This is a genomic window from Roseibium sp. RKSG952 (assembly GCF_009711355.1).
Genome location: NZ_SMMF01000787.1, coordinates 1 through 9353, shown reverse-complemented (window position 1 = coordinate 9353; position 9353 = coordinate 1). Strand labels below are relative to the sequence as shown.

At 65.7% G+C, this 9353-nt stretch carries 11 protein-coding genes; all 11 read left to right on the top strand.

The features are described 5' to 3' along the window. Window positions 1–1135: phage tail tape measure C-terminal domain-containing protein (locus E1297_RS06810; protein ID WP_305793813.1), on the top strand; the 1135-nt coding region annotated here is incomplete at its 5' end. After that, window positions 1135–1785: a DUF2460 domain-containing protein gene (locus tag E1297_RS06805; RefSeq protein WP_155135577.1), complete on the top strand. Its 651-nt coding sequence runs from the start codon at window positions 1135–1137 to the stop codon at window positions 1783–1785. The genes E1297_RS06810 and E1297_RS06805, both read left to right, overlap by 1 nt. Then, the gene (locus E1297_RS06800; RefSeq protein WP_155135574.1) at window positions 1782–2132 is read left to right on the top strand and encodes a hypothetical protein; all 351 of its coding nucleotides are present in this window, start codon (window positions 1782–1784) and stop codon (window positions 2130–2132) included. The genes E1297_RS06805 and E1297_RS06800 overlap by 4 nt, the downstream gene beginning before the upstream one ends. Continuing rightward, on the top strand, window positions 2125–2256 hold the full coding sequence (locus tag E1297_RS50755) for a hypothetical protein (RefSeq protein WP_256372693.1): 132 nt from the start codon (window positions 2125–2127) through the stop codon (window positions 2254–2256). Before E1297_RS06800 ends, E1297_RS50755 begins: the two co-directional genes overlap by 8 nt. Before the next feature lie 10 nt (window positions 2257–2266). Continuing rightward, window positions 2267–2935, top strand: a complete 669-nt coding sequence (locus E1297_RS06795; RefSeq protein WP_209015678.1) for a lysozyme — start codon at window positions 2267–2269, stop codon at window positions 2933–2935. 3 nt (window positions 2936–2938) lie between these two features. Then, a complete protein-coding gene (locus tag E1297_RS06790) occupies window positions 2939–3169 on the top strand; it encodes a hypothetical protein (protein WP_155135568.1) in 231 nt (76 codons plus the stop codon). A gap of 86 nt (window positions 3170–3255) precedes the next feature. After that, a complete protein-coding gene (locus E1297_RS06785; protein ID WP_155135565.1) occupies window positions 3256–3531 on the top strand; it encodes a hypothetical protein in 276 nt (91 codons plus the stop codon). Beyond that, on the top strand, window positions 3528–4412 hold the full coding sequence (locus E1297_RS06780; protein WP_155135562.1) for a DUF2163 domain-containing protein: 885 nt from the start codon (window positions 3528–3530) through the stop codon (window positions 4410–4412). Before E1297_RS06785 ends, E1297_RS06780 begins: the two co-directional genes overlap by 4 nt. Further along, window positions 4409–4843, top strand: coding sequence for an NlpC/P60 family protein (locus E1297_RS06775; protein ID WP_368669477.1), 435 nt, complete (start codon window positions 4409–4411; stop codon window positions 4841–4843). The genes E1297_RS06780 and E1297_RS06775 overlap by 4 nt, the downstream gene beginning before the upstream one ends. A gap of 9 nt (window positions 4844–4852) precedes the next feature. After that, complete coding sequence (locus tag E1297_RS06770) at window positions 4853–8815, top strand: glycoside hydrolase TIM-barrel-like domain-containing protein (protein ID WP_155135559.1); 3963 nt, start codon at window positions 4853–4855, stop codon at window positions 8813–8815. Between the two features lie 10 nt (window positions 8816–8825). Next, window positions 8826–9353, top strand: a 528-nt coding sequence (locus E1297_RS06765; protein WP_155135556.1) for a DUF2793 domain-containing protein, incomplete at its 3' end; no start/stop codon positions are given.

The following is a 9353-nucleotide window of genomic DNA, read 5'->3' as shown; positions in this document are numbered from 1 at the left end:
CGCCATCGGCGATCTCGCGTTTCAGGCGGCCAACAGCCTGATCGACGGCGTTGAAGCGATGCTGAATGGCGTCGTCTCGCGCATCAACACATTCATCGGCGGGATCAACCAGGGGCTGGAAACGCTCGGATCCGAACGGCGTGTATCGATCATCCCGGATCTTGATCTCGGGCAGATCGCGAACCGCTTCGAAGGCGCGGCAACGGCAGCAACAACCGCAGCGGAGGAGGCGTTCAACCGGGCCTTTGAGGACAACCCGCTGACCGCACCAGATCCAGGCCTTAAGGGTGCTGCGACCCGTGCACTGGAATCTGCAGGCATGTACCGGGGCTCCGCACGCGATCTGACAGAGCAGGCACGCGCACCTCTGAAAAGCTGGCAGGCGCTCCGCGAAGCGGTCACAGGCACGAATGAAGAAGGTGCCGGTGCATTGGCCGGGGCTTCTGCCGCCGCAGGGCGGTTTGAGACCGCACTTGCCAGCGCCGGACAGGCCGCGCGGAACGCCGGTGCTGCTGCCGATGACGCAGTCAAGGCGGCCAAACCGGATGTTGAAGCAAGTGTCACCGGCTGGAGATCGGTCACCAACGCGCTGTCGGACTATGCCGGCAAGGCGAATGAGATCGGCGGTGACATTGGCCAAAGCCTTGTCAGCGCTTTCCAGTCTGCAGAAAACGCAGTCGGGGAGTTTGTCCGGACTGGCAAATTGAACGTCCGCGACCTTGTGAGCTCTTTGTTGGCTGACCTTGCAAAACTCACCGCGCGCAAATTCATTCTGGGCCCGATCGCAAACGCGTTTTCTGGTGCCCTCTCTGGTGCGAGCGGGATTTTTGCCAGCGTCCTGCATGCGGGGGGGATTGCCGGAACACCGGGTCCTTCGCGCATGGTCCCGGCCGCCGCCTTTGCAGCCGCGCCCCGCATGCATGGCGGTGGCATGGCCGGACTTCGTCACGACGAGGTGCCCGCGATCCTGCAACGGGGCGAGCGGGTTCTCTCGCGACCCGAGGCACGGGCCTACGATGCGGGCGGCATCAGTGTCACCATCATGACCCGTGACGCGGAAAGCTTCCGGCAATCCCGCACTCAGGTCGCCGCAGACATCGCCCGTGCCGTGTCGCTCGGCCGAAGGGGGCTTTGATGGCGTTCCACGAGGTCCGGTTTCCCGACACTATCAGCCGCGGCGCGCGCGGCGGGCCGGAGCGGCGCACACAGGTCGTCGAGCTGGCCTCTGGCGACGAGGAGCGCAACGCCAGCTGGGCCAACTCGCGCCGCCGCTATGATGTGGCCTATGGCATCCGCCGCGCCGACGATCTGGCAACGGTGGTGGCCTTCTTCGAGGCCCGGAACGGGCGGCTCCATGGCTTCCGCTTCAAGGACTGGGCGGATCACAAGTCCTGCCAGCCATCCGCCACGCCATCACCAACCGACCAGGCAATCGGCACCGGCGACGGCAGCACGAACGCCTTCCAGCTTGTGAAGCATTACGTGTCCGGCGAACAGACATGGGTGCGAAGGATTACCAGGCCGGTCGCCGGCACTGTGCGGATTGCCGTTGACGGCGTGGAGCAGTCCGGCGGCTGGTCCGGCGGCTGGTCCGGCGGCTGGTCCGTCGACACGGCCACAGGCATCGTGACCTTCAACAGCGCCCCGGCGGGAGGTGCTGCTGTTACCGCCGGCTTCGCCTTCGACGTACCGGTTCGCTTCGACACCGATGTGCTCGACGTAACACTCGATCTTGAGCGGCTCGGCTCGATCACCTCCATCCCGCTTCTGGAGATCCGGCGATGAATGACACAGGCAGCTTCGTTGCCGCCGTGCTGCGGGAACTCGCGGCGTCAACGGCCGTGATCCTTGCCGCATGGGGTGCGCTTGGCGGAGCCACGAACGCGCTGACCACAAAGATGCGGTTGCGCGATGCGCTCCGGCATATCCTGCTTGGTGGTCTGATCGCCGCCGGGATGGGCAGCCTGTCCATGGCCCTTGTAACCGCATGGCTCAACCTCCCGCCAGAGGCAATTCCGGCCGGTGGCGCTGCCGGATCGGCCGCCTATCTTGTCGGCGTCTTCGGTCCGGCCTTCATCGAAATGCTGCTGGCCCGGCTGCACCGCGCAAGGGAGAACGACGCCGATGAATGAGCTGATCCGCCTCGCGCGTTGGCTCCGCAGCAACCCGGCAGATCCCGGACGCGCCTTCACCCATCGTTTGCGCATCGGGCTCGCTGTTGCCGCCCTGATCCTGGTCCTCTCGCTCTTGAGGTAGTCCCATGCACATGACCGCAAAAAAGATGTCCGGCCGCGGGCTGCTGAGCCTTGTCCGGCACGAAGGCATTGTTCCCGGCCCCTACCGGGATGTGAACCAGGTCTGGACGTTCGGCATCGGCCATACGCGTGCGGCCGGTTCGCCCGACCCGGCCACCATGCCACGAGGCATGCCGGACGATCTGGACGCCTTGATCCGTGAGGCATTCAAGATCTTCAAGGCAGACATTGAAAGCTACGAGGCCGCCGTCCTGCGCGCCGTGAAAGTCCCGCTGGCCCCGCACGAGTTCGACGCGCTGGTGTCCTTCCACTTCAACACCGGCGGCATTGCCAGGGCCGCCCTGACCCGGCATCTCAATGCCGGTGACCGCGTTGCTGCCGCTGATGCGTTTTTGAACTGGCGGCGCCCGGCCTCAATCCTTCCGCGCCGCGAAGCCGAACAGCGCCTGTTCCTTCATGGCCGCTATCCCGGCGGGACAATCCCGGTCTGGTCAGTGGATCCTGCGGGGCGCGTCAATTTCCGCCGGCCTGTCCGCCAGCTTTCAGGCGACGAGGCATTGGCGCTGCTCCATCCAGCGGAACCGTTCAAGCCCCCTGCCCGCAAACCTATGCGTCCTGCGCCGTCCGGGTGGCTTGCCCAGCTGGCCGCCCATGCCGCCAACCTGTTCCGGAAAGCCTGATCCATGCGTTATTTTCGACCCAACTCCATGACCTGGTGGGCCGGGCTGCTGGCTTTTTCCACCGGAGCCGCCTCGCTGGTGCTGCCCGCCACCGGGCCGCTTGACCAGGTGTCAAACCTTATTGCACTGCTGGCTGGCAGCGGCGATGCCTCGCCTGCCGGGCTCATGTTCCTCGGTCTTGGGCTGATCGGGCTGCGGGACCGGATCGAACGCGGGTTTCAGACCCGTGACTGAGTTCATTTCCCGAATAGCTGCTCTCGCCGCACTGCTGGCCGGGTTTGCCGCTCTTTTGTGGCGTGTCCGCAAGCTCGGAGCCGCCGATGAACGCAAGCGCCGCGCTGAGCGGGATCGCACGGCCGCGAGACAAACCCGTGAAAGGATGGACAATGCAGAAGCCGATCTGGGCGATGATCGCACTGCTCTTCGCCTCTGGTTGCGCCAGCGTGGCCGTCAATGAAAGCGCGCTCTGTGCCGGTCTTGAGCAGCCAGCGACGGACCACGCTGCCGCGTTGGCAGAAGACGGTGGTCCGCGCTCGGTCATGACGGGCGCCCGGCTGATCCGCATGCTGGACGCAGGATGCGGGTTGCCTGAATGAAACAGATCGCCCCTGCCCTTCAGGCCCATCTCGACGAGGGCACCACAACGCTTGCCTGGTGCTGGCGGATCACCCGTTCCGACGGTGTCACCTTCGGCTTTACCGATCACGACCGGACGCTCGCCTTTGACGGAACGGAGTTCGAACCGGAAAGCGGGCTGACAGCCTCCGAAGTGCGGTCCGGTTCGGACCTGTCCGTGGACGCGCAAGATGCGGAGGGCGTGCTGACGTCTGACAAGATCACCGAAACCGGCATCCTCGATGGCCGCTGGGACAATGCCGAGGTCGAGCTCTGGCGGGTGAACTGGCAAGACACCGGCCAACGTGTCCTGATCCGGCGCGGGGCCATTGGCCAGATCCGGCGCGGGCGGTTGGCCTTCGTGGCCGAGATCCGGTCGCTGGCCCATGTGCTGGGTCAAACGGTCGGGCGCACCTTTCAAGCCACCTGCGATGCGGCGCTCGGTGATACGCGCTGTGGCATCGATCTGGACACCCCGGCCTACAAGGGCGCGGGTACCGTGATTGACCACTTCAGGGACAGGGCATTTGCTACTTCCGGGCTCGACGGCTTTGCGGCCGGCTGGTTCGCCTTCGGCACCATCGAATGGATCACCGGTGCGAATGCCGGGCGCAGCGTGGAAGTGCTCGGCCACGACGTGACAGAGGGTCTTGCGATCCTGACCCTCATCGAAGCCCCTGTCCGCGCCATCGCCGGGGGCGATACCTTCACCATCCGCGCAGGCTGCGACAAACGGATCGGGACCTGTGGCGCCAAGTTCTCAAACACCGCAAATTTCCGGGGATTTCCGGACATTCCGGGACAAGACACCATTCTGCGCTACGCGACCCGGGATGGCGGCCATGACGGGGGTGTCCTGTGACGCCTGCCTGCCCTGACAGGGTGATCACGGCGGCGCGGTCATGGCTCGGCACGCCGTATCATGATCAGGCAAGCCTCAAGGGTGTTGGCTGCGACTGCCTCGGTCTCGCGCGTGGCGTCTGGCGCGACGTGGTGGGCCCCGAACCGTTTCCGATCCCGCCCTATTCCCGCGATTGGGGCGAAACAGGACAATGCGAGGTACTGGCCGAGGGCGCACGTTCCATGATGATGGAGGTGCCGCTTGCCGAGGCCTGTCCCGGCGCGCTGGTGCTCTTCCGGATGAAACAGAACGCCATCGCCAAGCATGTCGGGATTCTGACCGGCACCGCGACCTTCCTGCACGCTTATGAAAGGCTGGGTGTGATCGAGGAACCGCTGACAAGGCCGTGGCGGCGGCGCATCGCCTTCGCCTTTCTGTTTCCAAAGCCCTGAGGCCTGTTGATGGCAACTCTTGTTCTTGCAGCTGCGGGCACCGCCATTGGCGGCAGCATCGGCGGGTCGATCCTCGGGGTCACGGCTGCCACCATCGGCGGTTTTGCCGGTTCGGCAATCGGCTCTGTTGTCGACAGCTGGATCATGTCGTCGCTGGCGCCCACCGAGCGCATCGAAGGCCCGAGACTCGATAGCCTTCGGATCACCTCGTCCACGGAAGGTGCGGTGATCCCGCGCCTCTACGGCCGCATGCGCATGGGCGGCAACGTGATCTGGGCGACCGATTTCCGGGAGGAAACCCGGACCACCACGCAGGGTGGCGGCAAAGGGGGCGGCGGCAAGATCAAGACCACCGAGTATCTCTATTACGCAAGTTTTGCCGTAGCACTCTGCGAAGGCCCTGTCACGGGCATTGGCCGCATCTGGGCAGATGGAAAGCTTCTCGACACCAGTGGCGTCACGTGGCGCTGGTATCCCGGCGACGAGACCCAGACGGTGGATCCATTCATCGCAGCTAAAACCGGGGCTGTGAACACGCCCGCCTATCGCGGCACGGCCTATGTCGTCTTCGAGGACCTCCCGCTCGGGGACTATGGCAACCGCCTGCCGCAGCTCTCCTTCGAGGTCTTCCGGCCGCTCGCCGATCCCGACACCGCTGAAGGACTGACCAGGGCCGTCACCATGATCCCGGCGTCAGGCGAGTTCGCCTATGCCACCACCGGCATCCGCAAGGGCAGTGGTGGCGCGCAAGTGCCCGAAAACCTGAACGCGCGCTCAGACACAACCGACATGGTCGTGGCGCTGGACCGGCTGCAGGCCATGGCGCCGAAGGTCGAGAGTGTCAGCCTCGTGGTCTCGTGGTTCGGCAACGACCTGCGCGCCGGCGAGTGCTCCATCCGGCCGGGAGTCGAGGTCTCCTCCAAAATCACAAGCCCGCAGACCTGGAATGTCAACGGTGTCAGCCGGTCCGCGGCTCATCTCGTCAGCCGCGATGACGAAGACCGGCCGGTCTATGGCGGCACACCTGCAGACTTTGCCGTGGTGCAGGCAATCCGGGAAATGAAGGCGCGCGGGCTGCGTGTGACCTTTTATCCCTTCATCCTGATGGACGTCCCGCCCGGTAACACGCTGCCCAACCCCTACTCCGACAATGCCAGCGGGACGGGCCAGCCGGTTTTTCCCTGGCGCGGACGGATCACGTGTTCACCGGCGGCGGGCTTCACAGGGTCGGTCGACAAGACGGCTGTTGCGGCAAGCCAGATCGCAGCCTTCTTTGGCAATGCAAGCCCCTCGGACTTCGCCGTTTCGAGCGGGACAGTCACCTGGACCGGACCTGCCGACGATTGGGGCCTGCGGCGCATGGTGCTGCATTATGCCCATCTGTGTGCGGCAGCCGGCGGCGTCGATGCGTTCCTGATCGGCACCGAGATGCGCGGGCTGACCACGATCCGCTCAGGCGCCAGCGCGTATCCCGCTGTACAGGCTTTCCGCGATCTGGCTGCGGACGTGCGGGCCATCCTCGGGTCTGACACGGCGATCAGCTACGCAGCCGACTGGTCAGAATATTTCGGTCATCAACCAGCTGATGGCAGCGGTGATGTCTTCTTCCACCTCGACCCGCTCTGGGTGGACGGAAACGTCGATTTCATCGGCATCGACAATTACATGCCGCTGTCGGATTGGCGCGACGGGTTCGAGCATGCCGACGCGGCAGAGGGCTGGCCCGCGATCTACGACCGGGCCTACCTGCAGGGGAACATCGCGGGCGGCGAAGGTTTCGACTGGTTCTATGCAAGCGCCGCGGATCGCACCGCGCAGGTACGCACGCCCATCACGGACGGTGCGGCCAACAAGCCGTGGGTCTTCCGCTACAAGGATCTGCGCGCCTGGTGGTCGAACCTTCATTACGACCGTCCGGGCGGCACGGAGAGCGCCACGCCCACCGCATGGGTCCCGGAATCGAAGCCGATCCGCTTTACCGAGTTGGGCTGCCCCGCCATTGACCGTGGCACGAACCAGCCCAACGTGTTCTTCGATCCGAAATCGTCGGAAAGCTTCGTGCCCTACTTCTCCCGCGGCGGACGGGACGACACGATCCAGCGGGCCTATCTCGAGGCGACGTATCTGTTCTGGGGTGAAGCGGCGAACAACCCGATATCGTCGGTCTATGGCGGCCGGATGGTGCACATTCCCGAATGCGCCGCCTGGACCTGGGACGCGCGGCCCTACTCGTTCTTCCCGGCCCTGACCGATGTCTGGACGGATGGCGCCAACTGGCGGCTCGGCCATTGGCTGACCGGCCGTCTCGGCGCGGTGTCACTCGCGGCCCTTGTCCGCCATCTCTGCCTGCGCGCTGGACTGCCCGAGGACCGGATCGACGTCACCGGCCTCTGGGGGGCGGTTGAAGGCTACACCATTGGCGCACTGGAAAGCCCGCGCGCCTCGATCACCACGCTTGCGCGGCACTTCAGCTTCGACGCGGTCGAGACCGAGGGCGTGATCCGTTTCGTCATGCGTGGCCGGGCTGCAGTGGCCAGTGTCGCGCCAGACGATCTCGTCGCCGCGCGCGAGGGCGACGTTCTTGAACTCACCCGCGCTCAGGAGAGCGAACTGCCACTGGCGCTCAAATGGCAAGTCGCCCGCGCAGACGAGGACTACGATGCGGCGCTGGTCGAGGCCCGGCGCATCACCGTCGACACGACGCGCATCGCCTCCGAGACCTTCCCCATGGCGGTCCCGCCCGAGGAGGCCGAACGGCGCTGCCGGCGCGCGCTGATGGAATCATGGACCGGCCGCGAGCGCACGGTCTTCCGCCTGCCGCCCTCGCGGCTGGCACTCGATCCGGCCGACGTCGTGTCGTTCGTCCATGACGGGCGAACTGTCCCGCTGCGGCTCGTTTCCATCGCCGACGCAGATGCCCGCGGTATCGAAGCGGTCCGGCAGGATCGCGAAGCCTATGATCTTCCATCCGGCACACAGCTGTCCACGGCAGTCGAGCAACCGGTCGTCTTCGGTGCACCTGAAGCGGTTCTCCTTGACCTGCCACAGCTCACCGAGGACCAACCCGCGCACCGCCCCTTCGTCGCGGCGCATGCCGTGCCGTGGCCGGGCGAGATCGCAGTGTTCCACAGCCCGTCGACAGATGGTTTCGAACTGCTCACAAGCTTCGGCACTCGCGCTCGGATCGGCACACTGGTATCGGATTTCCATGCCGGGCCAACGTCCCGCTTCGACCTCGGCAACGTTCTGGTCGTCGATCTCCTGTCGGGCACGATAGAGAGCGTCACCGACTTGAGCCTGTTCGGCAGCGCCAATGCATTGGCCATCGAGAGCGCGCCCGGTGTTTGGGAGATCGTGCAAGCTGGCGCGGCAGACCTGATCGCACCAGGCAGATATCGGCTGACCCGGCTGCTGCGAGGCCAACGCGGCACCGAGGGTGCTATGGGGAATCCAACGCCCGCGGGCGCACGGGTGGTGATACTCGACGACAGCCTCGCCTCGCTGCCGATCGCCGAAGCCGATCTCGGCATCCCGTGGAACTGGCGCATCGGCCCGGCGGGCCGCCCGGTCAGCGACGAGACCTATGTGGGGCAATCTTTCACGCCCGAAGGCGTCGGGCTGCGACCCTTCTCTGTCGCCCATGTCGAGCAACCATGGCGCTGGCCGCGTACACCCGGCGATCTGACCATCCGCTGGACACGCCGGTCTCGCGCGCTGGCGGCCGACAGCTGGGGCGGGCTCGAGGTGCCGCTAGCCGAGGAACTGGAGGCCTATGAGGTCGAGGTCCTGGATGGCGCGACCGTGAAGCGGGTGCTGAGCACGGCCACCACCAGCGCGATCTACACCGCCGCAGACCAGACCGCTGACTGGGGCGCGCTGCTCGGCCCGGGCGACACGCTCGACATTCGCATCTTCCAGCTTTCCGCCCTCGTCGGGCGGGGGGCGCCCAAGACCGTCACGCTCACGTTCTGAAAGCCACCCCATGTCCGACGCCACGACCCATCTGCTGCTGCCCTTCATCCTCGCGGCGCAGGCCCAGAAGCACGTCACCCATAACGAGGCGCTGCGGATCCTCGACGGGCTCGTCCAGCTTTCCGTTCGCGACCGGGATCTGACCGTGCCGCCGGGCAGCCCCGCCGATGGCGACCGTTACATTGTCGCCTCGGGCGCCACCGGCGACTGGGTGGGCTGGGATCTGAACATCGCCCTCTGGACCGACGGCGCCTGGCTGCGGCTGCCGCCGCGAACGGGCTGGCGGGCATGGATCGAGGACGAAGGATTGCTGCTGGTCTACGACGGCGCAGGCTGGGTCGGCATCACCCCGGCATCGCTGCAGAACATGGCGCTCCTCGGTGTCGGTACGACGGCGGATGGGTCGAACCCGTTCTCTGCCAAGCTCAACGCCGCGCTCTGGACGGCAAAGACCGTCGCCGAGGGCGGCACCGGAGATCTGTTCTACACCATGAACAAGGAGACCGCAGGCGACGATCTCGGGCTGACGCTGCAGACC